General features: G+C 62.1%; 27 protein-coding genes. 23 read left to right on the top strand and 4 right to left on the bottom strand.

All coding sequences use genetic code 11. The annotated features are described in order from the left end of the window. Positions 1 to 52 precede the first annotated feature (52 nt). The 14 genes from uppS (at position 53) to ACN9MU_RS18800 (ending at position 14,194) form a co-directional block, all read left to right on the top strand. Entirely contained in the window at positions 53 to 805 is a 753-nt protein-coding gene (uppS, locus tag ACN9MU_RS18865) for a polyprenyl diphosphate synthase (RefSeq protein ID WP_426161921.1), read from the top strand. A gap of 11 nt (positions 806 to 816) precedes the next feature. Then, positions 817 to 1,653: a phosphatidate cytidylyltransferase gene (locus ACN9MU_RS18860; protein WP_426318233.1), complete on the top strand. Its 837-nt coding sequence runs from the start codon at positions 817 to 819 to the stop codon at positions 1,651 to 1,653. Between the two features lie 8 nt (positions 1,654 to 1,661). Further along, the gene (gene ispC, locus ACN9MU_RS18855; protein WP_426318232.1) at positions 1,662 to 2,834 is read left to right on the top strand and encodes a 1-deoxy-D-xylulose-5-phosphate reductoisomerase; all 1,173 of its coding nucleotides are present in this window, start codon (positions 1,662 to 1,664) and stop codon (positions 2,832 to 2,834) included. A 10-nt stretch (positions 2,835 to 2,844) separates the two neighbouring features. Beyond that, positions 2,845 to 4,209 carry an RIP metalloprotease RseP gene (gene rseP / locus ACN9MU_RS18850; RefSeq protein WP_426318231.1) on the top strand — a complete coding sequence of 455 codons (1,365 nt, stop codon included), beginning with the start codon at positions 2,845 to 2,847 and terminating at the stop codon, positions 4,207 to 4,209. Positions 4,210 to 4,226: 17 nt separating this feature from the next. Then, entirely contained in the window at positions 4,227 to 6,560 is a 2,334-nt protein-coding gene (gene bamA / locus ACN9MU_RS18845) for an outer membrane protein assembly factor BamA (RefSeq protein WP_426161917.1), read from the top strand. A gap of 44 nt (positions 6,561 to 6,604) precedes the next feature. Beyond that, positions 6,605 to 7,117: an OmpH family outer membrane protein gene (locus ACN9MU_RS18840; RefSeq protein WP_426161916.1), complete on the top strand. Its 513-nt coding sequence runs from the start codon at positions 6,605 to 6,607 to the stop codon at positions 7,115 to 7,117. A gap of 19 nt (positions 7,118 to 7,136) precedes the next feature. After that, positions 7,137 to 8,192, top strand: coding sequence for a UDP-3-O-(3-hydroxymyristoyl)glucosamine N-acyltransferase (gene lpxD / locus ACN9MU_RS18835; RefSeq protein WP_426318230.1), 1,056 nt, complete (start codon positions 7,137 to 7,139; stop codon positions 8,190 to 8,192). Further along, positions 8,189 to 8,650, top strand: coding sequence for a 3-hydroxyacyl-ACP dehydratase FabZ (gene fabZ, locus ACN9MU_RS18830; RefSeq protein ID WP_055924214.1), 462 nt, complete (start codon positions 8,189 to 8,191; stop codon positions 8,648 to 8,650). The genes lpxD and fabZ overlap by 4 nt, the downstream gene beginning before the upstream one ends. 4 nt (positions 8,651 to 8,654) lie before the next feature. Further along, entirely contained in the window at positions 8,655 to 9,446 is a 792-nt protein-coding gene (lpxA, locus tag ACN9MU_RS18825; RefSeq protein ID WP_426161914.1) for an acyl-ACP--UDP-N-acetylglucosamine O-acyltransferase, read from the top strand. After that, positions 9,430 to 10,584 (top strand): lipid-A-disaccharide synthase, encoded by a 1,155-nt coding sequence (lpxB, locus tag ACN9MU_RS18820; protein ID WP_426343279.1) that lies wholly within the window; start codon positions 9,430 to 9,432, stop codon positions 10,582 to 10,584. Before lpxA ends, lpxB begins: the two co-directional genes overlap by 17 nt. Before the next feature lie 131 nt (positions 10,585 to 10,715). Continuing rightward, positions 10,716 to 11,333 carry a ribonuclease HII gene (gene rnhB / locus ACN9MU_RS18815; RefSeq protein WP_426318228.1) on the top strand — a complete coding sequence of 206 codons (618 nt, stop codon included), beginning with the start codon at positions 10,716 to 10,718 and terminating at the stop codon, positions 11,331 to 11,333. After that, complete coding sequence (locus ACN9MU_RS18810; RefSeq protein ID WP_426161911.1) at positions 11,330 to 12,115, top strand: TrmH family RNA methyltransferase; 786 nt, start codon at positions 11,330 to 11,332, stop codon at positions 12,113 to 12,115. The genes rnhB and ACN9MU_RS18810 overlap by 4 nt, the downstream gene beginning before the upstream one ends. 28 nt (positions 12,116 to 12,143) lie before the next feature. Continuing rightward, positions 12,144 to 13,343 carry an EAL domain-containing response regulator gene (locus ACN9MU_RS18805; RefSeq protein ID WP_426318227.1) on the top strand — a complete coding sequence of 400 codons (1,200 nt, stop codon included), beginning with the start codon at positions 12,144 to 12,146 and terminating at the stop codon, positions 13,341 to 13,343. Beyond that, a complete protein-coding gene (locus tag ACN9MU_RS18800) occupies positions 13,343 to 14,194 on the top strand; it encodes a hypothetical protein (protein ID WP_426318226.1) in 852 nt (283 codons plus the stop codon). Before ACN9MU_RS18805 ends, ACN9MU_RS18800 begins: the two co-directional genes overlap by 1 nt. Here the strand turns inward: ACN9MU_RS18800 and ppsR are convergent. Beyond that, a complete protein-coding gene (gene ppsR / locus ACN9MU_RS18795; protein WP_426161906.1) occupies positions 14,169 to 15,014 on the bottom strand; it encodes a posphoenolpyruvate synthetase regulatory kinase/phosphorylase PpsR in 846 nt (281 codons plus the stop codon). The two genes, ACN9MU_RS18800 and ppsR, sit on opposite strands and share 26 nt — an antisense overlap. 153 nt (positions 15,015 to 15,167) lie before the next feature. Here ppsR and ppsA point away from each other — a divergent pair, with 153 nt between their 5' ends. From ppsA to ACN9MU_RS18760, 7 genes are all read left to right on the top strand, one after another. Beyond that, positions 15,168 to 17,594 carry a phosphoenolpyruvate synthase gene (gene ppsA / locus ACN9MU_RS18790; RefSeq protein ID WP_426161904.1) on the top strand — a complete coding sequence of 809 codons (2,427 nt, stop codon included), beginning with the start codon at positions 15,168 to 15,170 and terminating at the stop codon, positions 17,592 to 17,594. A gap of 70 nt (positions 17,595 to 17,664) precedes the next feature. Continuing rightward, positions 17,665 to 18,084, top strand: coding sequence for an NfeD family protein (locus ACN9MU_RS18785; RefSeq protein WP_426343278.1), 420 nt, complete (start codon positions 17,665 to 17,667; stop codon positions 18,082 to 18,084). 13 nt (positions 18,085 to 18,097) lie between these two features. Continuing rightward, entirely contained in the window at positions 18,098 to 19,018 is a 921-nt protein-coding gene (locus tag ACN9MU_RS18780) for an SPFH domain-containing protein (RefSeq protein ID WP_426161902.1), read from the top strand. Between the two features lie 167 nt (positions 19,019 to 19,185). After that, on the top strand, positions 19,186 to 19,608 hold the full coding sequence (locus tag ACN9MU_RS18775) for a DUF4259 domain-containing protein (RefSeq protein ID WP_426318224.1): 423 nt from the start codon (positions 19,186 to 19,188) through the stop codon (positions 19,606 to 19,608). Next, entirely contained in the window at positions 19,605 to 20,678 is a 1,074-nt protein-coding gene (locus ACN9MU_RS18770; protein ID WP_426343277.1) for a hypothetical protein, read from the top strand. Before ACN9MU_RS18775 ends, ACN9MU_RS18770 begins: the two co-directional genes overlap by 4 nt. 12 nt (positions 20,679 to 20,690) lie before the next feature. Continuing rightward, on the top strand, positions 20,691 to 20,939 hold the full coding sequence (locus tag ACN9MU_RS18765; protein ID WP_426161898.1) for a DUF1272 domain-containing protein: 249 nt from the start codon (positions 20,691 to 20,693) through the stop codon (positions 20,937 to 20,939). Beyond that, positions 20,917 to 21,762 carry an NAD-dependent protein deacetylase gene (locus tag ACN9MU_RS18760; protein WP_426335909.1) on the top strand — a complete coding sequence of 282 codons (846 nt, stop codon included), beginning with the start codon at positions 20,917 to 20,919 and terminating at the stop codon, positions 21,760 to 21,762. The genes ACN9MU_RS18765 and ACN9MU_RS18760 overlap by 23 nt, the downstream gene beginning before the upstream one ends. Here ACN9MU_RS18760 and ACN9MU_RS18755 read toward each other — a convergent pair. The 3 genes from ACN9MU_RS18755 to smpB are packed head-to-tail and all read right to left on the bottom strand — an operon-like array spanning position 21,743 to position 23,499. Then, positions 21,743 to 22,288, bottom strand: a complete 546-nt coding sequence (locus ACN9MU_RS18755; protein WP_426161896.1) for a FlgO family outer membrane protein — start codon at positions 22,286 to 22,288, stop codon at positions 21,743 to 21,745. The genes ACN9MU_RS18760 and ACN9MU_RS18755 overlap by 20 nt on opposite strands. Beyond that, the gene (locus tag ACN9MU_RS18750; protein ID WP_426335908.1) at positions 22,285 to 22,989 is read right to left on the bottom strand and encodes a hypothetical protein; all 705 of its coding nucleotides are present in this window, start codon (positions 22,987 to 22,989) and stop codon (positions 22,285 to 22,287) included. The genes ACN9MU_RS18755 and ACN9MU_RS18750 overlap by 4 nt, the downstream gene beginning before the upstream one ends. Before the next feature lie 60 nt (positions 22,990 to 23,049). Then, the gene (smpB, locus tag ACN9MU_RS18745; RefSeq protein ID WP_130312176.1) at positions 23,050 to 23,499 is read right to left on the bottom strand and encodes an SsrA-binding protein SmpB; all 450 of its coding nucleotides are present in this window, start codon (positions 23,497 to 23,499) and stop codon (positions 23,050 to 23,052) included. Positions 23,500 to 23,566: 67 nt separating this feature from the next. Here smpB and ACN9MU_RS18740 point away from each other — a divergent pair, with 67 nt between their 5' ends. Continuing rightward, positions 23,567 to 23,998 (top strand): type II toxin-antitoxin system RatA family toxin, encoded by a 432-nt coding sequence (locus tag ACN9MU_RS18740; RefSeq protein ID WP_426161894.1) that lies wholly within the window; start codon positions 23,567 to 23,569, stop codon positions 23,996 to 23,998. Next, positions 23,991 to 24,272 (top strand): RnfH family protein, encoded by a 282-nt coding sequence (locus ACN9MU_RS18735; RefSeq protein ID WP_426161893.1) that lies wholly within the window; start codon positions 23,991 to 23,993, stop codon positions 24,270 to 24,272. The genes ACN9MU_RS18740 and ACN9MU_RS18735 overlap by 8 nt, the downstream gene beginning before the upstream one ends. The last annotated feature ends 66 nt before the right edge of the window (positions 24,273 to 24,338 follow it).

Below are 24,338 nucleotides of genomic sequence, written 5' to 3'. Positions count from 1 at the left end.
GGGAGGATAGGGGTATTGCCCCTGCCTCCCCGGATTTTTAGTTTACGCACCTATGAAATATTCTAGTTCGACAACCGACGTGCCTGATGCGCCCAAGGTGCCGCGCCACCTGGCGATCATCATGGACGGCAACGGGCGCTGGGCAACCAAGCGTTTCCTGCCGCGCGTGGCGGGCCACGTCAAAGGCGTGGAAGCGGTGCGCACCGTGGTGGAAGCCTGCGCCGAGCGGGGCATCGAGTACCTGACCGTCTTTGCGTTCAGCTCCGAGAACTGGCGCCGGCCGGAAGAGGAAGTTTCGCTGCTGATGAAACTCTTCGTGACGGCCCTGGAGCGTGAGGTGTCGAAGATGCATGCGAACAATATCCGCCTGAAGGTGGTGGGCGACCTGTCGCGCTTCGACCAGAAGCTGCAGGACATGATCGCCAATGCCGAGCGCAAGACCGCCAACAACACCCGCATGACCGTCACCGTGTGCGCCAACTATGGCGGCCGCTGGGATATCATGCAGGCGATCGGCAAGATGGTGGCCGAGCACCCCGGCACGACCGATTTCTCGGAAGAGCAACTGGCACCCTACCTGTCGATGGCATATGCCCCGGAGCCGGACCTGTTCATCCGTACCGGCGGTGAAGAGCGCATCTCCAATTTCCTGCTGTGGCAACTGGCCTATACGGAACTGCACTTCACCGACACCTACTGGCCCGACTTCAATGCCGAACGCCTGGATGAGGCGATTGCCTCCTACCAGGGCCGTGAACGCCGCTTTGGCCGCACTGGCGACCAGGTGGCAAAGAAAAGCAAATAAGAGCTAAAACAATGCTGAAAACCCGCGTGATTACCGCCGTCCTGCTGCTGGCGGTATTGTTGCCTGTCCTGTTCTCCGGCTACCAGCCAGCGGTGAATGTGGTGGTGGCTGTGTTCTTTGCCGCTGCCGTGTGGGAAGCCTTCCGCCTGTTCAAGAACCGCGCCGCGATCGTCGTGGCGGCCGCGTGGGCGGCGGCGTTTGTCTATACCTTCTTCTTCAATGCGGGACTCGAACAGGCCAGGTTCTGGCTGGCCATCGGCGCGGCCATCTGGCTGATCCGCTTTGCGCCGGCCCTCAAACTGGGCTTGCCGCCGGCCGAAGGCATGGGCAATACCATGCTGAGCATGGTGTACGCCGTGACCCTGGTGTCCTGCTTCGTCGCCATCCTGCTGCTGTTCGCGCGCGGCCCTGTCTACCTGCTGTCGGTCATGGCCATTGTGTGGGCGGCCGACATCTTCGCCTATTTCTCCGGCAAGGCTTTCGGCAAGCATAAGCTGGCACCGACCATCTCTCCCGGCAAGTCGTGGGAGGGCGCGGTAGGCGGCCTGGTTGCCGTGCTGCTGCTGGCCGTCGTGACCGTGCTGCTGGCGCCATCCGTACCCCTGCTGCAGGACACTTTCGCGGTGCGCCTGGCGACCCGCATGGGCTGGGGCATCATGCTGGCCGTGCTGGTGCTGATCGTCGCCGCATCCATTGTGGGCGACCTGTTTGAATCCATGCTCAAGCGCCGCTCCGGCATGAAGGACAGCAGCAACCTGCTGCCTGGCCACGGCGGCGTGCTTGACCGTATCGACGCGCTGGTGCCGGTGCTGCCCATCGCTGCGTTGATCACTCCAAGGCTGTTCTAAGGAATTCCATGCAACGCATTACCATCCTCGGCGCCACTGGCTCGATCGGCGTCTCCACACTGGACGTGATTGCGCGCCACCCGGACCGTTATTCTGTCTACGCGTTGACCGCCCATAGCCGCGTCGAAGAACTGGCTGCACAGTGCGTCCAGTTCCGACCGGCTCGCGCCGTAGTCGGCAGCGCCGCTGCCGCCGACCAGTTGGGCGCCTTGCTGCGTGCCGCCGGCTGCCGCACCGAAGTGGAGTGGGGCGAAGCTGCGCTGTGCGCGGTTTCCGCAGCCTCCGAAACCGATGCCGTGATGGCCGCCATCGTCGGCGCCGCCGGTCTGGCGCCAACCCTGGCTGCCGCCCGCGCCGGCAAGAAGGTCATGCTGGCCAACAAGGAAGCGCTGGTCATGTCCGGCCAGTTGTTTATGGATGCCGTGGCCGAAAGCGGCGCCGTGCTGCTGCCGATCGATTCCGAGCACAATGCGATCTTCCAGTGCCTGCCGCAAGGCTATGGCCGCGTGCCTTCTGCCTTCGGCGTTACCAGGATCCTGTTGACCGCTTCCGGTGGCCCGTTCCTGAAGCGCGACGTCGCCACGCTGGAAAACGTGACCCCGGACGAGGCCTGCAAGCACCCTAAATGGGTCATGGGCCGCAAGATTTCGGTCGATTCCGCGACCATGATGAACAAGGGCCTGGAAGTGATCGAGGCCCACTGGCTGTTCGGCGCCCCGGCCGAACAGATCGAGGTCGTGATCCACCCGCAATCGGTGATCCACTCGATGGTGTCCTACAACGACGGCTCCGTACTGGCGGAACTGGGCAACCCGGACATGCGCACGCCGATCGCCCATGCGCTGGCTTACCCGGAGCGCGTCGCCTCCGGCGTGGCACAGCTTGACCTGACCCAGGTCGGCACCCTGCAGTTCGAAAAGCCGGACTTCAACCGTTTCCCTTGCCTGGCACTGGCCTACGAGGCCTTGCGTGCAGGCGGCACCGCGCCAGCCTTGCTGAATGCGGCCAACGAGGTGGCGGTACAGGCCTTCCTCGACGAGTGCATCGGCTTCCGCCGCATCGACCGCGTGATTCGCCAGGTGATGGACGAATTGCCGCATGGAGCGGCCAGCAGCATTGATGCCGTGATGGCGCAGGATGCGCTGGCACGGGCCGCAGCAGAACGGATCATCGCCGGATAAGCAGCCAGCCATGGACACTTTCCGCACCATTCTCGCCACGATTGTCTGTCTCGGTTCCCTGATCATCATCCACGAGTTGGGGCACTACCTGGTGGCGCGCTGGTGCGGTGTCAAGGTGCTGCGCTTCTCGGTCGGCATGGGCCGCATCGTCTGGATGCGCAGGTTCGGCAAGGACCAGACCGAATGGGCCTTGTCTGCCATCCCCTTGGGCGGCTACGTGAAGATGCTGGATGCCCGCGAAGGCGATGTATCCGGCCTGCCGGCCGAAGACCTGGCCCGTGAATTTACCCGCCAGAGCGTGTGGAAACGCATCGCCATCGTGGCCGCCGGCCCGCTGGCCAACTTCCTGCTTGCTATCGCCCTATACGCCGGCCTGTACATGTCCGGCGTGCGCGAGCCGACGGCCCGTATTGCGGAACCGGCGAAAGCGACGGCAGCAGCTGCCGCCGGCCTGCACCGGGGCGACCTGGTCAAGTCGGTCAATGGCGATCCGGTGCAGGGCTGGTCCGAGCTGCGCTGGGCCATCATCCAGTCTGCAATTCACAAGGAAGCCCTGAGCCTGGTGGTCGAACGCCCCGGTTACGGCGAAGTTCGCGCTTCGCTGCCGGCCGAAGCGGCGGGCCATGTGAGCCTCGAGGACGACGTGCCGGCGGTGATCGGCCTCGACCTGATGCGCCCGCCGCCAGTCATTGGCCGCATGGAGGAGGGCGGCGCCGCCCGCCGCGCCGGAATGCTGAAGGGCGATGTGATCCAGGCTGTCGACGGCCAGCCGATTGACGATGCGCGCGGCTTCGTGGCCGAAGTCCTGCGCTCGCCGGGCCGAAAGCTGGTCGTGACCGTGCTGCGCGAGGGGCGCAGGCTGGAGCTCGAGCTGACCCCGGATGCGGTAGAGGACAAGCAGGCAAACAGCAAAGGTCTTGTAACAGTCGGTAAGATCAAGGCCGAACTGGTGGGCGCTGTTGATACGATGGTGGTGCACTACGGCCCGCTGGAGGCAGGCGCCAAGGCGGTGCGCCAGGTAAAGGAAATCTGCACGATGACCTTCAAGATCCTGGGCCGCATGATTGTTGGTGAAGTCTCGCTGAAGAATATTACCGGCCCGCTGACCATTGCCGAATATGCCGGTGAAACGGCGAAAATGGGCGCCGAGCCTTTTATTGCCTTCGTCGCCTTTATCAGCGTGAGCCTTGGGCTGATGAATTTGCTGCCAATTCCTGTTCTGGATGGGGGGCATTTGCTGTATTATTCGCTGGAAGTTTTGACAGGGCGCCCCGTTTCCGAGCGCTTTGGCGAAATGGCGCAGCGTATTGGACTGGGATTGCTGGTGTCTTTAATGGCGCTGGCTATATTCAATGACCTGGCCCGCCTGCTTTAATTTTTTTCGATTTGCCGATGAAATTACACACTGATCGTATCGCTCCCCAATTCCGCCGTACCCTGGTAGGCGCAGCCGTCCTGGCTTTCTGCTCCGGCAGCGCAATGGCCGCCGAGTCGTTCGTCGTCAAGGACATCCGCGTCGAAGGCATCCAGCGTACCGAAGCCGGCACCGTGTTCAGCTACCTGCCGGTGCGCGTGGGCGAAACCTTCAGTGACGACAAATCCGTAGCCACCATCAAGGCCCTGTACGCGACCGGCATCTTCAAGGATGTGAAACTGGAGCGCGACGGCAATGTGCTGGTGGTGATAGTGGAGGAACGCCCGGCGATCGCCAAGGTGGACTTCAAAGGCACCCACGAATTCGAGAAGGACATGCTGGTCAAGGCGCTGAAGGATATCGGCGTCGGCGAAGCCAAGACCTTCGACAAGGCATCGGTGGACCGCGCCGAACAGGAATTGAAGCGTCAGTACCTGTCGCGCGGCCTGTACGGCGTGAAAATCACCACCACCGTTACCCCGATGGAGCGTAACCGCGTCAGCATCGACTTCGACGTCGATGAAGGCGACGTGGCGCGCATCAAGCAGATCAATATCGTCGGCAACAAGGCTTTCAGCGACAAGGAACTGAAAGAGCAGATCGCCCTGAATACCGGCGGCTGGTTCAGCTGGTACACCAAGTCCGACCAGTATTCCAAGACCAAGCTGAATGGCGACATCGAGACCCTGAAGTCCTGGTACCTGGACCACGGCTATATCGAGATGAACGTGGATTCGACCCAGGTCTCGATCACGCCGGACAAGAAGGACATCTACATCACCATCAATATCACCGAGGGTGAAAAGTACACGGTCTCCGACATCAAGTTCGAAGGCGAGATGTTCGGCCGCGAAGACGAACTGCGCCAGCTGGTGCTGCTGCAAAAGGGCAAGCTGTACTCCGGCAAGCTGCTGACCGCCACCAACAAGCTGATCACCGACCGCCTCGGCACCTTCGGTTTCGCCTTCGCCAACGTGAACGCCAATCCGGAAATCGACCAGGCCAAGCGCGAAGTCGCGTTCACCTTCTTCATCGACCCGGGCAAGCGCGCCTATGTGCGCCACATCAATATCTCGGGCAACACCACCACCCGCGACGAAGTGATCCGCCGCGAATTCCGACAGTTCGAATCGAGCTGGTACGACGCCTCCAAGATCAAGGCTTCGCGCGACCGCGTCGACCGCACCGGCTATTTCAAGGACGTGACGGTCGACACGCCGGAAGCGCAGGGCACCTCCGACCAGGTGGACATCAACCTGTCCGTGGTCGAACGCCCGACCGGCAATTTCCAGATCGGCGGCGCTTTCTCGCAGGCTGAAAAGTTCACCTTCAACGCGGCGATCCAGCAGGCCAACTTCGCCGGCTCGGGCAACACCGTGGGCCTGGAACTGAATACCTCGAAGTACAGCCGCACCATCGCGTTCTCGCACACCAATCCGTACTTCACGCCGGACGGCATCTCGCGCAGCTATGAGCTCTACCTGCGCACCTTCCGCCCGCCTGCAGTCAACACCGGCCTGTACACCATCAAGCAGACCGGCGGCCGCGTGAGCTTCGGCGTGCCGTTCTCCGAGCAGGACACCATCTTCTTCGGTATCGGGCTGGAAAAGTCGAACGTGGAAACCGACGAATCGTCGCCGACCTACTTCAAGCAGTACGTGCGCGACCTGGGCGGCCCGGCCAGCGGCGTCGGCTCAGTCAACGCCTACTCGGTTCCGCTGACCGCGGCGTGGGCGCGCGACAGCCGCGACTCCGCCATGACCCCGACCCTCGGCTACATGCAGCGCATCAACCTGGAACTGGATGCGATCGGCGAATCGAAGTACTGGCGAGCGGTGTACGAAACCCAGTGGTACAAGCCGCTGACCAACAAGATCACCCTGGCGCTGAAGGGCGAGGTCGACTATGGCCGCGGCTTCGGCGGCAAGAACTACCCGGTCTTCAAGAACTTCTACGCTGGCGGCATCGGCTCGGTGCGCGGCTACCAGAGTTCCTCGCTGGGCGCGGTCGACCCGCGCTACGGCGACTCGCTGGGCGGTGCTTCGCGCCTGATCGGCAATGCCGAACTGCAGATGCCGTTCCCAGGCCAGGGCCAGGACCGCTCGCTGCGCTGGTTCGGCTTCCTCGATGGCGGCCAGGTCTACCAGGAACGCCAGAAGATGCGCCTGTCCGAGCTGCGCTTCTCGGCCGGCCTGGGCTTGAGCTGGATTTCCCCTGTGGGGCCGCTGAAGTTGAGTTATGCTTTGCCTCTGAACGACAAACTGGGTGACCGCCTGGAACGCTTCCAGTTCCAGATGGGCACTGGTTTCTGATGCATTTAGTGCACCAAAGCAACTTATTTGGACGGAGAATCGAGTTGAAGACTGCAACCGCTACCCTGGGCAAAATCGCTGCCGTACTGGCGCTGGGCATGATGGCCGCGGCACCGGCGCTGGCGCAGTCCTCCCGGATTGCCTGGCTGAGCGCCGAGCGCATCTACAACGAATCGAAGCTGGCCAAGTCGGCCGACAACAAGCTGCGCGAGGAATTCTCCAGCCGCGAGAAAGCGCTGCAGGAACTGGCCATGCGCTCCAAGGCGGCGGCCGAGAAATGGGAAAAGGAAGGCGCCAGCAAGCCCGAGCCGGAGCGCAGCAAGCTGCAGCGCGAAGCCTACGAGGCGGACCTGAACTTCCAGCGCCGCCAGCGTGAATTCCGCGAAGACCTGAACCAGCGCACCAACGAGGAGCGTGCTGCGATTGCCGAAAAGGCGACGAAGATCATCAAGCAGCTTGCAAATACCGAAGGCTACGACATCGTCCTGCAGGACGCCGTGTGGGCCAGCCCGCGCATCGACATCACCAACAAGGTGCTGGAAGCGTTGGACAAATAACAGATAGATTGGATTACAGATGGGCCTTCGGCTAGGAGAACTGGTCGAGCGCCTGGGCGGCCAACTGGTGGGGGACCCGGAACTTTATGTTGCCGGGATCGCGCCGTTGACCGATGCAGGCGCTTCGCATATCAGCTTCCTCAGTAACAGCAAATTCCGTTCACAAGCAGGGCAAAGCCAGGCGGCAGCCCTGATTGTCAGCGCCAATGACGATGCCACCGTGGCAGAAACCTACAAGGGTGCCCGCATCGTCGTCAAGAATCCCTACGTGTACTTTGCTCGCGCCGCGCAGATCTTCGAAGCGCAGACGGCCTATGTGCGCCCGGCCGGCGTGCACCCGACGGCGTATGTCGACCCGGCTGCGAGCGTGGACGCCACTGCCCATATCGGCCCCAAAGTGGTGGTCGAAGCGGGCGCCGTGATCGGCGCTGGCGTGGTGCTTGATGCCGGCTGCACCATCGGCCGCGATGCGCGGGTGGGCGAGGGCACGCATTTCTTTGCCAATGTGACTTTCCATTCGAAGTGCGTGATTGGCAAGCGCGGCATCATCCACTCGGGCGCGGTGATCGGCACCGACGGCTTCGGCTTTGCCAATGACGGCGGGGTCTACGTACGCATCCCGCAAGTGGGCCGCGTAGTGATCGGCGACGATGTCGATATCGGCGCCAACACCACCGTGGACCGCGGCGCGCTGGCGGATACCATTATTGAAGACGGCGTGAAGCTGGACAACCAGATCCAGATCGGCCACAACTGCCATATCGGCGCGCACACGGCCATGGCCGGCTGCGTCGGCGTGGCAGGCAGCGCAAAAATCGGCAAGTACTGCACTTTCGGTGGCGCGGCGATGATCCTTGGCCACCTGACGATTGCGGACCATGTCCATATTTCGTCGGGCAGCCTGGTATCGCGCTCGATCACCGAACCAGGCCAATACACGGGTTTCTACCCCTTGGCCAAGAACAGCGACTGGGAGAAGTCGGCTGCGATTGTCCGGAACCTGCCGACCATGCGCGATAAAATGCGCGCGCTGGAAAAGACCATTAAAACTAAAACCGAAGACGAAGAATCATGACGACTACCGAAAACAAAACGATGGACATCTGCGAGATCAAGGCTTACCTGCCGCACCGCTACCCGCTGCTGCTGGTTGATCGCGTCATCTCTTATGAAGAGAACAAGTCCATCACCGCCATCAAGAACGTGACCGTGAACGAAGAGTTCTTCAACGGCCACTTCCCGCACAAGCCTGTCATGCCCGGCGTGCTGATGATCGAAGCGATGGCGCAGACCGCAGCCCTGCTGTCGTTCAAGTCCATGGGCATCAAGCCGGACGAGAATTCGGTGGTGTACTTCGTCGGTATCGACAATGCGCGCTTCAAGCGCCCAGTCGGTCCTGGCGACCAGCTGAAGATGGACGTGGAAATCCTGCGCAATGCGCGCGGCATCTGGAAATACAAGGCGGTCGGCTCGGTCGACGGCCAGGTAGCGCTGGAAGCTGAGCTGATGTGCACCATCCGCTCCGTGGAGTAAGACCATGGCAACCATCCACCCAACAGCGATTGTCGACCCGAAAGCCGAACTGGCTGCCGGCGTCGAGATCGGCCCCTACACGATCATTGGCCCGAACGTGGTGATTGGCGAGAACACCGTGGTGGGCCCGCACGTCGTGATCGAGGGCCATACCACGATCGGCAAGAACAACAAGTTCTTCCAGTTCTCCTCCATCGGCGCCGCGCCGCAGGACAAGAAATGGAACGGCGAACCGACCCGCCTGGAAATCGGCGACGACAACACCATCCGCGAATTCTGCACCTTCAACCTCGGTACGGTGCAGGACAAGGGCGTGACCAAGCTGGGTAACAACAACTGGATTTCGGCCTACGTCCACCTGGCGCATGACTGCGTGGTCGGCAACAACACCATCTTCTCGAACAACGCGCAGATGGCGGGCCACGTCGAGATCGGCGACTGGGTGATCATGTCCGGCTTCGCCAACGTGCACCAGTTCTGCAAGATCGGCGCCCACGCCTTCGTCGGAATGAGCACCAGCCTGACCCAGGACGTGCCGCCATACGTGCTGTTGAACGGCAATCCGGCAGCAGCGCATGGCGTCAACATCGAAGGGCTGAAACGCCGCGGATTCACGCGCGAGCAGATCAACGCCATCCGCAACGCCTACAAGATCCTGTACCGTTCCGGCCTGACGCTGGACGAAGCCAGGGCAGCCATGCTGGAAGCCGAAGCCGGGCTGCCGGAAGATTGCGCCGCCGCCGCGCGCTCGATGCGCGAATTCCTCGATACGACCACCCGTGGCATCGTCCGCTGACGTATCGATTGCAGTCGTCGCCGGCGAACCTTCCGGCGACCTGCTGGCGGGCCGCCTGCTGGGCGGCCTGCGCCCGCACCTGCCCGAAGCGCGCTTCCACGGCATCGGCGGCCCGGCCATGATGGAACATGGCTTCGAGTCGCAATGGCCGATCGAGAAGATGACCGTGCGCGGGCTGTTCGAGATCATTCCCCGCTACCGCGAGCTGAAAGGCATCCAGAACACGCTGCGTGACCAGCTGCTGGCCGAACGGCCTGCCTGCTTCATTGGCGCCGACTATCCGGGCTTCAATCTGGGCCTGGAAGCGCAGTTGCGCGCCGCAGGCATCCCGACCGTGCACTATATCGGCCCGCAAATCTGGGCCTGGCGCGGCGGCCGGATCAAGAAGATCATCAAATCTGTCTCGCACATGCTGGTGATCTTCCCGTTCGAGGAAGAGATCTACAAAAAAGCTGGCGTGCCCGTGACTTACGTCGGCCACCCACTGGCAGAAGTGATCCCCGTGCAGCCGGACGAAGCGGCCGCGCGCCGCCAGCTGGGCATTGCGGAGGATGCCAACGTCGTCACGGTGATGCCGGGCAGCCGCATGGCCGAACTGAAGTACAACACAGCCGCCTTCATTGGCGCCTGCAAGCTGCTGCAGCAGCGCGACCGCACGCTGAAATTCGTGGTGCCGATGGCGGGCGAAAAGCAGCGCAAGTATTTCCTGGAACTGGTGGCCGAAGCCGGCCTGCAGGATGTCGAGCTGATGCTGCTGGATGGCCAGTCGCACACAGCCATCTGCGCCGCCGATGCCGTGCTGGTAGCCTCCGGCACCGCCTCGCTGGAGGTAGCCCTGTTCAAGAAGCCGATGGTCATTGCCTACAAGATGATGGCCGCATCCTGGCATATCATGAGGCATATGGGATACCAGCCGTGGATCGGCCTGCCGAACATCCTGGCGCGCGAATTCCTGGTACCGGAAATGCTGCAGAACGCCGCAACAGCCGAGACGCTGGCCGACGCCATGTGGAAACAACTGAGCGACGTCCCGCACCGCCTGCAGCTGGCGCAACGCTTTACCGACATGCATTACAGCCTGCTGCGTAACAGCGCCCAGGAAGGCGCCGCGGCAGTCCTTAAGGTCATCAACAGATAAGCCCGTGTCACACCATGGGGTCACACCCCAACGGTGACACGGACGCTGCCGTGAGAATGGATCAGTTCGTGTCACACTTGGGGTGTGACCCCAAGGTGTGACACGAACTGGACAGTAGAAAGAATTGAGTGATGTCCCAACAATCCGGTCTGTTTGACGACCTTCCATATTCCCTCGACGAGATCATTTGCGGCGTCGATGAGGCCGGGCGCGGTCCGTTGGCCGGCCCGGTGTTTGCCGCTGCCGTGATCCTCGATCGCAACCGGCCGATTCCGGGCCTGCGCGATTCCAAGAAGCTCAACGAGGCAAAGCGCGACGAGCTGGCGCCCCTGATCCGCGAGCACGCGATCGCCTGGGCCGTGGCCAAGGCTTCGGAAGAGGAAATCGACCGCCTGAACATTCTCCAGGCCAGCCTCCTGGCCATGAAGCGTGCGGTGTATGCGCTGCAAACCGTGCCGACCCTCGCGCTGATCGACGGCAATAAGTGCCCGGTCATGCGCATCCAGAGCATCGCCATCGTGGAAGGGGACGACAAGATCGAATCCATTTCAGCCGCCTCCATCCTGGCCAAGACCGCGCGCGACGCCGCGCTGGTCAAGCTGCACAAGAAATACCCGCAATACGGCTTCGACCAGCACAAAGGCTATGGCACGGCGCTGCACCTGGAGCGTTTGCGCGAGCACGGCGCCTCGCCGGTGCACCGCCGCAGCTTTGCGCCGGTGCGTGAAGTCCTGGAGCGTGACCTGTGAAGAACATCACTTCGCGCGACAACGCGCAATACAAGGAACTGGCCAAGCTCGCCACCAACTCGCAGGCGCGTCGCAAGGCCGGCCGCAGCCTGCTGGATGGCGTGCACCTGTGCGAGACCTGGCTCGAGTTGCGCGGCCATCCCGAACAAGCCATCGTGGCCGAAGGCGCGCTGCACAACCCGGAGGTGGCCGCCATCATCGCCCGCCTGGAGGCAGAGCACGCCCATATCCTGTGCCTGACCGACCAGCTTTACCACGCCGTCAGTCAGGTCGAACACGGCGTCGGCCTGATGTTCCTGATCGCCACGCCCCAAAAAGATGTGCCTCAGGCGCTGAGCGTCAACGCCGTCCTGCTGGATAACGTGCAGGACCCGGGCAACGTCGGTTCGATCCTGCGCAGCGCCGCCGCTGCAGGCGTGAAGGAGGTGTATTGCGCACCCGGCACCGCCTTCTGCTGGTCGCCGAAAGTGCTGCGCGCCGCCATGGGCGCCCACTTTGTGCTCGATATCTACGAAAACGTCGACCTGCCGCAACTGGTGCAGGGCGCGCAAATCGCCACCCTGGCCACCAGCGGCTACGCAGCCGAACAGTTGTACCGGCTGGACCTGAAACGCCCCGTGGCCTGGATCTTCGGGCATGAAGGGCAGGGTGTCTCGGACATGCTGTTAAGCACGGCCACCCACCGCGTCATCGTGCCCCACCTGGGCAAGGTCGAATCGCTGAATGTCGCCGCATGCGCGGCAGTATGCTTTTTCGAGCAAGTAAGGCAAAATCTGGCTTAATAAAACTAACCATGCTGGAATGGGCGTTATGGAAATTGCAAGCTTGCACTTCCTGGTCGCCGAGGGCGAACCCGTCCAGCGTGAGCTATTGGCCGGCATGCTGCGCCACTTGGGCGCCCGGCAGGTGACCCAGGCATCAGATGGGCTGAGTGCACTGCGCCTGCTGGAAATCGGCCTCAATCCCCCCGCCAACATCGCCCTGATGGACCTGACGCTGCCCGGCATGGACGGCCTGGAAGTGCTACGGCGCCTGGCCGAAATCGACTGCCGGGCGGGCATCATCATCTTCGCCTCGCAAAGCGCCGACGTGCTGTTTTCCGTCGAGACCATGGCCGAAGCCTATGGACTCGATGTGCTGGGCAGTTCGGCCAAGCCAGTCACCTCGGCCAGGCTGCAGGAACTGATTGCCAACTACCGGGAGCCTTCCGCCGAGCCGGAAGCGGGCCCGCAGCATCCCGAGTTCAGCTTTGCCGAAGTAGGGCGCGGGCTCCAGGGACGCGAATTCGATCCCTATTTCCAGCCCAAGATCGAACTGGAGACCGGCACTGTCAAAGGGCTGGAAGTGTTCGCCCGCTGGCGCCATCCCGAGCATGGGGTGCTTGGTCCATCGGCATTTGTGCCGGTGCTCGAAAGCGTGCGGCGCATCGATTTCCTCGACTGGTGCATGATCGAGAAGTCGGTCGCAGCCTGTCGCGGCCTGCACGACAAGGGGATTCCGATTTCGATCTCGCTCAATGTGGACCCTGGCACGCTGGCGCACCCGCAATTCATCGCCCAGATGACGGCCTGCCTGGAGCGCCACCGCATCCTGTCCGACTACCTCACGTTCGAGATCACGGAAGCTTCAGTACTGACCACCAATCCGCATTTCATCGAACGCCTTTTGCGCCTGCGCATGATGGGATTCGGGCTGGCGATCGACGATTACGGCACCGGGCGCTCCAACCTGCAGCTGTTGGCCGCCATTCCGTTCTCCGAGCTGAAGATCGATCCCGGTTTCGTCGATGGCGCCTCGCGCAAGCGCCCCATCGGCACCGTCCTCAAAACCTGCCTTGGCCTGGCGCGCAGCCTGTCGCGGCATGCCTGCGCAGTGGGTGTGGAAACCAGGGATGACTGGGACTTCCTGCAAGGGCTGGGCTGCACCTATGCCCAGGGTTTCTATATTGCCAACCCGATGCCGGTGGACGACATCCCCGGCTGGCTGGATGACTGGAAAGACTTCTTCTAATGAAAAAACGATGGATTGCGGGGCTGCTAATCGCGGTCAGCCTGCCGGTCGCCGCTGCCTTCACGCCCGTTGGCCAGATGGCCTTTTACGGCGCGCGTGCCTGGCTGTCCAGCAAGGACCATTTCACGCAGTGCACGCCCGATCCCCGCATTTGGTGCGAGCCCGGCGCCGAGGCCTTCGGCGCAGCCATTGCGCCGCTCCTGCCGGCCGCCATCGGGCATGATGAACGGGCCTTCGGCATGGCGTACGTGGCTCCGGTACGCGTCAATGTGTATGCCAGTGACGAGAGTTTCTCGCGTTACGGCGCTGTTGCCCCGCGCGCAGCCGGAGTGGTGGTGCTGGGCGATGTGCACCTTGCGCCGAAAATGCAGGCCTGGGCAACCGAGCGCAGGGAGGCCATCGTGACGCACGAACTGGCGCACTTGCACCTGGTGCAGCGGATCGGCATGTCCGGCATCGGCAAGTTACCCAACTGGTTCTGGGAAGGCTTGCCGACCTATCTGTCGGGCGGTGGCGGCGCTGGCAACGTGACACGTGAGGAGGCGGTGCAGGCCTTCGTACACGGCCGGCACATGGTTCCTGAAGATGAGGGCTCCCTGTTCGCGCCCAAGCAGGCGCCCAGCTACGGGCTGGCGCATGCCATGTATTACCGCCAGGCGTCGGTGCTGGTAGCGTGGATGGACGAAAGAGACCCGGCAGCGTTCAAGCGCCTGCTGGCGGCGGTCGGGCGGGGCGACGCGTTTGCCGGGGCGGTGAGCGGCGCCTATGGACGCCCGCTGGCAGCCCTGTGGGCCGAGTTCCAGCGGGCGATGCGGGCGGAAATCCTCAATAAACCGAGCGGTTCGGCTTGATTTCCTGCAGGATGGTGGTGGAAATCTCTTCGATCGACTTGGTGGTGGACGAGAGCCAGCGGATGCCTTCGCGCCGCATCATGGCTTCCGCCTCGTTGACCTCATAGCGGCAGTTTTCCAGCGAAGCATACTTGGAGCCGGCACGGCGCTCGTTGCGGATCTCCGACAGGCGCTGCGGCTCGATGCTCAGGCCGAAAATCTTCGATTTGTACGCATACAGCGCCGAAGGCAGCTTGCCGCGCTCGAAATCGTCGGGAATCAGGGGGTAATTGGCCGCTTTCACGCCGTATTGCATGGCCAGGTACAGCGAAGTAGGGGTTTTGCCGGAACGCGAGACGCCGACCAGGATCACGTCCGCCGAGGACAAGTTCTTGTTCGACTGGCCATCATCGTGCGCGAGTGAGAAGTTGATCGCTTCGATACGGTTCTTGTATTCCTCGCTGTCCACCACATTGTGGGACCGGCCGATGGTGTGGGTCGACTTGACGCCCAATTCCTGCTCAAGCGGCGCGACGAAGGTCTGGATCAGGTCCATGTGCATGGCGTTGGCGCGCTGGATCACCTCCGACAGCTCCGCTTTCACCAGGGTCGAAAAGACAATCGGCTTGGCGCCATCCTCGGCCCCGATCTCGTTAATTTTGCGCACTGCATCATAAGCCTTGTCGCAGGTATCGATGAAGGGCAGACGGATCTGGCGGAAGCGCAGGTCGAACTGCGTCAGCACGGAATGGCCGAAAGTTTCGGCAGTGATGCCCGTGCCGTCAGAGACGAAAAAGACGGTGCGGCTCGAAGCCGGCAATAAACGTTGATCTTGTGGCATCAAAAAAGCTTTTCCAGTGGATGAATCGTCAATTTGCTGCGCAGGCTGTAAAATGCTTGCCAACGGTAAGATTGTGCTGCACGGCGCCAAGAATGACAAGAACGATGCCAAGCATGCCTGCGTAAAGATTTTTATCATCAAAAAGGTGTCTTTATGACTAACGCAGCATTGAAGGAGCAATCCGACGGGGTGTACGTTGCCTCGTTCGAGAATTTGCGCATGACGGATGTCGAATCCGTCGGCGGCAAGAACGCGTCGCTGGGGGAGATGATCTCCCAGCTGGCCGGCGCAGGTGTGCGGGTGCCTGGCGGCTTCGCGACCACCGCCCAGGCCTTCCGCGACTTCCTGTCGCACAGCGTTGACGGTGGCCCTTCGCTGGCCAAGCGCATCGCTGACCGCCTTGAACACCTGGACGTCGACGACGTCCGCGCCCTGGCAGCATCGGGCGCAGAAATCCGCCAATGGATCATCGATACTCCGTTCCAGCCTCGCCTGGAAGCCGATATCCGCGCCTTCTACGACAAACTGGTCGCAGACTCCACCACTGAAGTGTCGTTCGCCGTGCGCTCCTCCGCCACCGCGGAAGACCTGCCTGACGCATCGTTCGCAGGCCAGCAGGAATCCTTCCTGAACGTGGTCGGCATCGACAACGTGCTGGAAGCGATGAAGCACGTGTTTGCATCGCTGTACAACGACCGCGCGATCTCCTATCGCGTACACAAAGGCTTCACCCACGCTGAAGTGGCGCTGTCGGCCGGCGTGCAGCGCATGGTGCGTTCCGACCTGGGCGCTTCGGGCGTGATGTTCACCATCGATACCGAATCGGGCTTCAAGGACGTGGTCTTCATCACTTCCTCCTACGGCCTGGGCGAAACCGTGGTGCAGGGCGCCGTGAACCCGGACGAATTCTACGTCCACAAGCCGATGCTGGAACAGGGCAAGTCGGCCGTCATCCGCCGCAATATCGGCTCCAAGCTGATCAAGATGGAATTCACCAGCGAAGCCAAGGCCGGCCGTTCCGTGAAGACCGTCGATGTGCCGATCGAGATGCGCAACCGCTACTCCCTGGTCGATGCCGAAATCGTCGAACTGGCCAAGTACGCCATGATCATCGAGAAGCACTACGGCCGCCCGATGGACATCGAGTGGGGCAAGGATGGCCGCGACGGCAAGTTGTACATCCTGCAGGCACGTCCTGAAACCGTGAAATCGCAGCAGAAAGCCACCGACTCGCAGCAGCGCTTCAAGCTGAAGTCGAGCGGCACCGTGCTGACCTCCGGCCGCGCGATCGGCCAGAAGATCGGCGCCGGCCCTGTGCGCGTGATCAACGACCCAAGCGAAATGGAACGCGTGCAGCCGGGCGACGTGCTGGTAGCCGACATGACCGACCCTAACTGGGAGCCGGTGATGAAGCGCGCCTCGGCAATCGTCACCAACCGCGGCGGCCGCACCTGCCACGCAGCGATCATCGCGCGTGAACTGGGCGTGCCGGCAGTCGTGGGCTGCGGCGACGCAACCGACGTCCTGAAAGACGGCAACTTCGTGACCGTGTCCTGCGCAGAAGGCGACGAGGGCAAGATCTACGACGGCCTGCTGGAAACCGAGATCTCCGAAGTGTCGCGCGGCGAACTGCCTCCGATCAAGACCAAGATCATGCTGAACGTGGGCAACCCGCAGCTGGCCTTCGACTTCCAGTCCGTGCCGAACAACGGCGTGGGCCTGGCCCGCCTCGAGTTCATCATCAATAACAATATTGGCGTGCACCCGAAAGCGATCCTGGAATACCCGAACATCGACGCCGACCTGAAGAAGGCGGTGGAGTCGGTCGCCCGCGGCCACGCTTCGCCGAAGCAGTTCTACATCGACAAGCTGGCGGAAGGCATCGCCACCATCGCCGCTGCCTTCTGGCCGAAGAAAGTGATCGTGCGCCTGTCCGACTTCAAGTCCAACGAGTACAAGAAGCTGATCGGCGGTTCGCGCTACGAGCCGGATGAAGAAAATCCGATGCTGGGCTTCCGCGGCGCCGCGCGCTACCTGTCCGAAGACTTCGCTGCCGCATTCGAGATGGAATGCGTCGCGATGAAGCGCGTGCGTGAAGAAATGGGCCTCACCAACGTCGAAATCATGGTGCCGTTCGTGCGCACCCTGGGCCAGGCGGAGAAAGTGGTTGGCCTGCTGGCCAAGAACGGCCTGAAACGCGGCGAAAATGGACTGCGCGTCATCATGATGTGCGAAGTGCCATCCAACGCCGTGCTGGCGGAGCAGTTCCTGCAGCACTTCGACGGCTTCTCGATCGGCTCCAACGACCTGACCCAGCTGACCCTGGGCCTGGACCGCGATTCCGGCATGGAACTGCTGGCAGCCGACTTCGACGAGCGCGATCCAGCAGTGCGTGCGCTGCTGGGCATGGCCATTTCGGCCTGCATCAAGCTGAACAAGTACATTGGCATTTGCGGCCAGGGTCCTTCCGACCACCCGGAACTGGCCGTGTGGCTGATGCAGCAGGGTATCGAGACCATGTCGCTGAACCCGGACTCGGTCATCGACACTTGGCAGAAGCTGGCAGAAATGCAACAATAAACCGCCGATAAGCGGCTTGAACCCCCGTGGCCTTGTCGGCAGCGGGGGTTTTTTACTTTTGGAGGTTGTGATGGCTGACTGGATGTTGTGGGCGATTGGCGCGGGCGTGCTGGTCACCCTCGAACTGTTTAGCGGCACGTTCTACCTGCTGATGATTGCCATCGGCATGGGGGCGGGCGCGCTTGCTTCGCTGGCGCGCATCGACATGCCGGGCCAGATGCTGGTGGCCGCCATGGTCGCCGCCATCGCCACGCTGCTGCTGCGCCGCAGCCGCTTCGGCAAGACCACGCAGCCACCGGCGGCGTCCAACCCGGACGTCAACCTGGACATCGGCCAGACCGTGAGCGTGGCCGCCTGGCAGGACGGCGCTGCACGCGTGATGTATCGCGGCGCCATGTGGGATGTGGAACTGGCGCCGGGCGAAGCAGCGGCGCCAGGCGTATTCAGGATTCGCGAGATTCGCGGCAGCCGGCTGATCGTCGGCGCATAACAGGGAGAAGGGAATGGAAATCAGTTTTGGCACTGTCACGCTGGTGGTATTTATCGTCGCGCTGGTGTTCGTCTTCAAGACCATCAATGTGGTGCCGCAGCAGCACGCATGGGTGGTCGAGCGGCTTGGCAAATACCACGCCACGCTGGGGCCCGGCCTGAATATCGTGGTGCCGTTCATCGACCGCATCGCCTACAAGCACGTGCTGAAAGAGATACCGCTGGATGTGCCATCGCAGGTTTGCATCACCAAGGACAATACGCAGTTGCAGGTGGATGGCATCCTGTACTTCCAGGTGACCGATGCCATGCGCGCCTCCTACGGATCCTCCAACTACATTGCCGCAATCACGCAACTGGCGCAAACGACGCTGCGCTCGGTGATCGGACGCATGGAGCTTGACAAGACTTTCGAAGAACGCGACCACATCAACTCCACGGTGGTGAACGCGATCGACGAATCGGCCGCCAACTGGGGCGTGAAAGTGCTGCGCTACGAAATCAAGGACCTGACGCCGCCGCAAGAAATCCTGCACGCCATGCAGGCCCAGATCACGGCCGAGCGCGGCAAGCGCGCGCTGATTGCAGCCTCCGAAGGCCGCAAGCAGGAGCAGATCAACATCGCCACCGGCGAGCGCGAAGCCGCGATTGCCCGTTCCGAAGGCGACAAGCAAGCGGCCATCAACCGCGCGCAAGGCGAAGCTGCCGCCATCCTCGCAATTGCCGAAGCGACTTCCGGCGCGCTGAAGCAGGTTGGCGCAGCGATCCAGCAACCCGGCGGCGAAGCGGCAATGAACTTGAAAGTCGCCGAGCAATACGTCAGCGCCTTCGGCGAACTGGCCAAGACCAACAACAGCCTGATCGTGCCCGCCAACGTCGGTGAAATGAGTAGCCTGATCGCCACCGCCCTGCAAGTGGTCAAGACCCAGAAGTAAGCTCCAGCAGAGTCCGTGTCACACCTTGGGGTCACACCCCAAGTGTGACACGGCCTCAAGCGGGAAATGGCTCAGCCCGTGTCACTTTCGGGGTGTGACCCCAGGGTGTGACACGAGGTCTGCCGTAATTGCGTACAATGCGGCCTTATATCATACAGGAGGCGCTTGTGGGAACCTGGGCTGTTGGACCGTTTGGCAATGACTTCGCGCAGGATTGGGCGGAGGATCTGCAGGAATCGAGGGACCTTTACTTTATCGAGGACACGTTGAACAACGTGTTGCAGGCGGAGACCACCGAGTACCTGGAGGCGCCATTTGGCGCCGAGGCGCTGGCGGCGGTGGAAACCTGGTCGCGCCTGCAAGGCAAGGGCGGGGCGAGGGATGAGGATTCCGAGCGCGTCGACGAGTGGGTGGCTGAGGTGCAGGCGAAGCTCAACAAGCCTCGGGCCGATATCGCCGACAAGGCCCAGCGCGTGCTGGGGCTGGTGCTGTCCGATGCTTCCGAGTTGCGCGAGTTGTGGCAAGACAGCGAACATTACGAGGATTGGCTCGCTGGCGTGACGGACCTGCAGCGCAGGCTGTCGGCATGAGGCGCCTTCTTGCCGCTGCCCTGGCAGCGTCGTCTTTCACGGCATATGCCGGCGATGCCGCTACCGATGCCGCCATTACTGCGCGCATCGCCCAGATCCGCGCCATGCCGGCGGCTGCCAACGCCGCCGCAGCGGGAGCCCAGCGCCGCGAGCTCGATGCTGCCTGGCGCTTCTTCGGCGATTACCGTGAGGATGCAATTCCCTTGCTGCGCCGCGAACTGGCTGCCGAATTGCGCTCGCCGCGCCCCAGCCAGCACCTGTTGCTGGACGCCGCTTGCTTTCTGGCCGCTTACGGCGCCGAATCCGACAAGGCGCTTATCGTGCAAGCGGCATTGGCCATCAATCCCGATGCGGCGCTCGATGGCCCGCAGCTATTCCGCCTGATGCACGCTGCCGCGGCCAGCCAGGATGCGCGCCTGCTGCCGCTGGTCGATCGCGCTTTCCTGCGCAAGGCCGTGAGCATTCCGCTGCCGCAGCAAGGCTCTACCATCGACGAAACCGGGGTGCGCGCTTTGCTGTATGGCCGCTTTGGCGCGGCGGCAGAGCGTCATCTTGCCGCACTGTTGCGCGACCCTTCATTGGTCAAGCCTGTGCTGGACTTGCTGCAGCTCGTCGGCTCGCCAGCCAGCGTGCCGGCCGTTGAACCGCTGCTGCAAAGCCCGGACATGGAAGTGTTCACGCGCGCTGTGAACTTCCTGTTGCGCGCAGGCGGGCCGCAGGGCCGCCAGGTGCTGCTGGCGCTCAAGCCGCAAGGGTTGTCGAAAGAGGCGCTGGCCTTCTTTGCGCCGATGCGCCAGCAACTGGCGCAACAGCCGGCACAGCAAGCAGGCAAGGGTAGCCTGGCCGACGCTGAAGTGCGGCGCCTGCTCGATACGCTGGAAGCAAATGGGGGCCGTTACGAGGGCATTGATCCTGCGGCGATCGTGCAATCGCGACTGCCAAGGCAGGAATTGCTCGAACGCCTGGCCCGCATCCGTGAACGCAGCTTTGCGCGCGTAAGTAATGAGGCGCTGGCCGATATCGACACCACCAGCGCTTTGCTGAATGCAATCAGCTACAAGAGTCAATAAAGGAACCTGGAAATGCTGCAAATGCGACCCAACTGCGAATGCTGTAACAAGGACTTGCCGCCCGGTGCGCAGGATGCCTTGATCTGTTCTTTCGAGTGCACTTTCTGCGCCGATTGCGTGGACGAGAAGCTGCACGGCAAATGCCCGAACTGCGGCGGCGACTTCGCTCCGCGCCCAACTCGCGCCACAGCGAAGCTGGAAAAATACCCGGCGTCGACCGAACGCATTTTCAAGCCCAATGGATGCGCCGCTGTCGACTGAGGCTGAACTGGCGCGCTGGCTGGCGCGCCACAGCCGCGTGCTGGTCTTGACCGGCGCGGGGCTGAGTACTGCCTCCGGCATTCCCGGCTATCGGGACAAGGACGGCGTGCGGCGCGGACGCACGCCGATCCAGGGCCCGGAATTCCGCCGCGACGAGGCGATCAGGCGTCGCTACTGGGCGCGCAGCATGGTGGGCTGGCCCACGATGGCGAGCGCCGTGCCGAATGCCGGCCATCGCGCGATCGCCGAACTGGAGGCCGGCGGCCACCTGCATTGCGTGATTACCCAGAACGTCGATGGCTTGCACCAGCGGGCCGGCAGCAAGCGCCTGATCGAATTGCACGGCAACCTGCACCATGTAAGCTGTCTCGCATGCCAGGCCCGCTATTCGCGCGCCGGCCTGCAGCCGCAGTTGAAGCGTGACAATCCCGAGCTGGCGAATATGCTTGCCCAGCCGCTGCCCGACGGCGATGCTGCGATCGAACCGGATGCGCTGGTGGACTTCCATGCGCCGGCCTGCGCCGCCTGCGGCGGTGTGCTGATGCCCGACGTGGTTTTCTTTGGCGATAACGTGCCGCCGGCACGCACCGCGCATGCACTGGCTGAAATGGAGGCGGCCGACGCGCTGCTGGTGGTCGGCTCTTCGCTGATGGTGTTTTCCGGCTACCGCTTCTGCCGCATGGCTGCGGCGGCGGGCAAGCCGATTGCCGCGATCAACGCAGGCAGGACGCGCGCCGACGGCCTGCTGTCCCTGAAGCTGGAGTCGCCCGCGCAGGAAGTGCTGCCCCGGCTGGTGGACTTGCTCAGCGTCCCAGCAGCATAGAACGGACTACGCTGTCCTTGGCCAGCACGTAGTCGGTGGCTGCCATTACCTGGTTGGTTTGCGGCTGTACCACCTTGATGTTGACGAAGACGGCGTCATTGGTTTCGCCGTATGAACCGACCACTACGGCCTGGGCATTGTGGTTGTGCGCCACTTCGCCCACTTCGCGCGTCAGCATCATTTCGCCTTGTTGGCGCTTCATGTAGACCGAATTGCGCAGCTTCATTTCGAGCATGCGCAGGCCGCCCTGGGCCAGGCGCGTCGACACCTGTTCGGATACCAGCCGGCCCAGTGTGGAGCTCTGGTCCAGCGCGTCGATGTTGACTACGGTCGCCATGATCAAGGGTTTGTCGCCTGCCACGCGGCCATTAAGTTGCGCGAGCAGAGCGTCTGCTGCCCGGTAATTGGCGCCGACAAACTGGTTTTGCGAGGTGGAGGCATAGTCGTTCTCGGGCGGCTTGTTGGAGAACCAGGCGCAGCCTGCCAGTGCGAGCGGAAGAAGTAGGGCAGCGATAGCGCGCATCATCGGTCTCCTTTTACCTGGAAGCTCTGGCTAATTTGCAGTACGGCTTCGTCCCGTATGCCGTACAGGGCGCGATCGGTGTCGGCGACATAGTAGGTGTTAGCCGCGCGCGCAAGGTAGCGATGTTCATCGGTCACGGACGCTGTAATGATAATCTCGGTGCGAGGCGTTGGTCCAGACGCGAATTCGCTGCCGTACCATTGGTAGGCGTCGATGCCGGCGCCAACCCCGGCTGCGCCTGCAAAGCGGCCAAGCTTGCCGACCGGTTCGCCAATACGCTCGGCCAGCACCCAAACGCCCGTGGCGATGGCGGTTGCTACGCCTACCGTCGGTGCTTGCTTGCGATTCGGGCTGAATGTGATGGCCTGGATATCGAGGTCGATTTGCAGTGCGCCGGCGGGCGTGCGCGAAACCACGTAACCGTCCCGGACCAGCGAGGAGATGAGCTGGTTGTTGATAGCCTGTTGAAATGGAGTCTGGTTGACAGGGCTTGCCACATACAGCGGTCGTGGCGGCGCCTTCTTCAGCTCGGCGATAAGTTGTTGCTGCAGATGGCCGGCGATCGCGTTCCAATGCGCCGCAGCCTGCAGCTTTTCCTGCCTGGTGGTGGGGAAATTGGTGGCGAGCGGTGCGGACGAATACGGAGTCTTGCAGCCGCTGAGCGCAGCGGCTGCCATCAGTGCGAATGCGATTTTGGTCGCCATGTCATTTCCGGGCATTATTGATGGTGCAAAGTGTACCATCAATGTTGCCACTTGGAAATGTTATCGGCGGTGCTGCTTCATGGCTTGCGCCACCTCGCGGCTGGCGTCGCGGTCTTTCTCGGAGGCGCGCTTGTCGTGCTGCTTCTTGCCCTTGGCCAGGCCGATCTCGCATTTGATGCGGCCGCCTTTGAAATGCAGGTTCAGCGGCACCAGCGTATAGCCGGCACGCTCGACCTTGCCGACCAGTTTGTCAATCTCGGCGCGATGCAGCAGCAGCTTGCGCGTGCGCACTGCTTGCGGGTGGATGTGGGTGGAAGCGGTGGGCAGGGCGCTGATGTGCGCGCCAAACAGGTACAGTTCGTTATCGCGGATGGTAACGTAAGCTTCCTTGATCTGAACGCGCCCATCGCGGATCGCCTTGACTTCCCAGCCTTCGAGCGCGATCCCTGCTTCATACTTGTCTTCGATGAAGTAGTCGTGGAAGGCTTTGCGATTATCGGCAATGGACATGGGTAAAAATGCGTGGGTCGGTTAAACTACGGGTTCTTTGGACAACATCATAGCAAACGGTTACTCAATGGCAGTAGTGCACAAGTCGGTATTCCTGGGATACAGCGCCGAGCAAATGTTTGATTTAGTGGCAAAGGTCGAGGATTATCCCAAATTTTTGCCCTGGTGTGGCGGAGTTGATGTCCGCGAACGGGGGGAGAACCATGTTGTGGCCAGCGTTGGGATCAATTTCCATGGTGTGAAGCAGCACTTCACCACGTCCAATACGAATACGCCGGTCAGCGAAATCCGCATGAAGCTGGTCGACGGACCCTTCAAGACCCTCGACGGCACCTGGACTTTCAAGGCCCTGCGCGATGATGCCTGCAAGGTCGAACTCGATTTGCACTACGAGTTTTCCAGCAAGCTGCTGGAACAGGTGATCGGTTCGGTGTTCGGCATGATTGCCAATAGCATGGTCGATTCCTTCTGCAAGCGTGCCGAGACTGTCTATGGCTGAACGTATCAAGATTACCGTGTGTTATGCGCCAGCTTCACAGCCATTGCTGTATGCGCTGGAAGTGGATGAGGGCACGACGATCGGCCAGGCTATCGAGATCAGCGGCATCATGCAGGAGGCGCCGGAGATCAACCTGGTGACGATGCCGGTCGGGATTTACGGCAAGAAGAAAACCTTGGATACCGTGGTCCGTGCACGCGACCGGGTCGAGATCTACCGTCCTCTGATCGCCGATCCGAAGGACGCCCGGCGCCGCCGGGCGAAGAAAGCCTAGAAAACTCGCGCCAGGCGCAGCAGGGCGCCGATCATGGCCAGTTGCATGCTCAGGCCATGCCCGGCA

The sequence above is a fragment of the Pseudoduganella sp. R-32 genome (genome assembly GCF_049913245.1).
Classification (GTDB): domain Bacteria; phylum Pseudomonadota; class Gammaproteobacteria; order Burkholderiales; family Burkholderiaceae_D; genus Rugamonas.
Note: the sequence above shows the minus strand (reverse complement) of the source record. Positions and strands in the feature narration are given on the sequence as shown.